General features: G+C 66.9%; 1 pseudogene. It reads left to right on the top strand.

The annotated features are described in order from the left end of the window. Positions 1-73 precede the first annotated feature (73 nt). Positions 74-1,260, top strand: a pseudogene (locus ABZ441_RS33550) (IS3 family transposase). The last annotated feature ends 40 nt before the right edge of the window (positions 1,261-1,300 follow it).

Below are 1,300 nucleotides of genomic sequence, written 5' to 3'. Positions count from 1 at the left end.
TGAGCTGAACCGGGTTTCGTAGCGGCCCTGAAGCCGGGCATGATTGATCCGGCAGATGGGAAGCACAGGTCTGATGCCTGCACCCCGGAAGTATCCCGACGAGCTCCGCGAGCGAGCCGTCCGTGAAGTACAGAACTCGGGCCGTCCGGTCGCCCACGTGGCCCGGGATCTCGGGATCCATAAGGAAGCCTTGCGACTGTGGGTCCGCCAGGCCGAGGCCGACCACGGCAGCCGTCCCGATCTGCTCACCTCCGCCGAGCGGGCAGAGCTCGTACAACTCCGCAAAGAAGCCGCTGAGTTGCGACGGGCGAACGAGATCCTGAAGGCCGCCAGCGTGTTTTTCGCAAAGGAGCTCGACCAGCCCCGCACGAGGCCGACGCGGTGATCAACCACCTCCGCGACGACTTCGGGGTCGAGCCCGTCTGCCGGGAATTGGACCTGTCGGTCTCCGCCTACAACGCCCGCCGCCGACGTCCGAAGTCCGCACGCCGGCAGCGCGACGACCACCTCGTCGCGGAGATCCGCCGCATCCACACCGACTCCGGCGAGACCTACGGAGCCCGGCGCATCCACCGACAACTGCGACGCGAAGGCGTCACGGCAGCCCGCTGCACCATCGAGCGGCTGATGCGCGAGGACGGCCTGGAAGGCGTCATCCGCGGGCAACGCCGCCGCACGACGACCCCCGAACCCTCCGCCCCAAGGCCACCCGACCTGGTCAACCGGCACTTCCGTGCCCACCGCCCGAATCAGCTGTGGGTCGCGGACCTGACCTACATCCGCACCTGGTCGGGATGGGTCTACGTCGCCTTCGTCCTGGACGTGTACTCCCGGATGATCGTTGGATGGCAACTCGCCACTCACATGCGCACCGATCTCCCGCTCGACGCACTGGAGATGGCTTTGTGGCGGCGGGGGATCAAGAAGGGCTCGGGGCTCATTCATCACAGCGACCGCGGAGCGCAATACGTGTCCATTCGCTACGGCGAGCGCCTGATCGGGGCCGGCGCGACCGCGTCCGTCGGCTCCGTCGCCGACAGTTACGACAACGCGATGGCCGAGGCCCTCAACGGCTCCTTCAAAGCCGAACTGATCGAGCACCACGGCCCCTGGCGAGACGCCGACCAGGTCGAACGAGCCGTCGTCCAGTGGGTCGGCTGGTACAACACCGAACGCCTGCACTCCGCCCTCGACTACCTCCCACCCGAAGAATTCGAGGCCCAGCACCATCGCTCCCAGGCGACCACGAACACCGCCTGAAACCAAAGACATCGGCCGCTACGAAACCCAGGGCAGCTCA

The sequence above is a fragment of the Streptomyces sp. NPDC005752 genome, assembly GCF_040630715.1.
Lineage (GTDB): Bacteria > Actinomycetota > Actinomycetes > Streptomycetales > Streptomycetaceae > Streptomyces.
The sequence above is the reverse complement of the archived record's forward strand: the minus strand, read 5'-3'. Positions and strand labels throughout refer to the sequence as shown.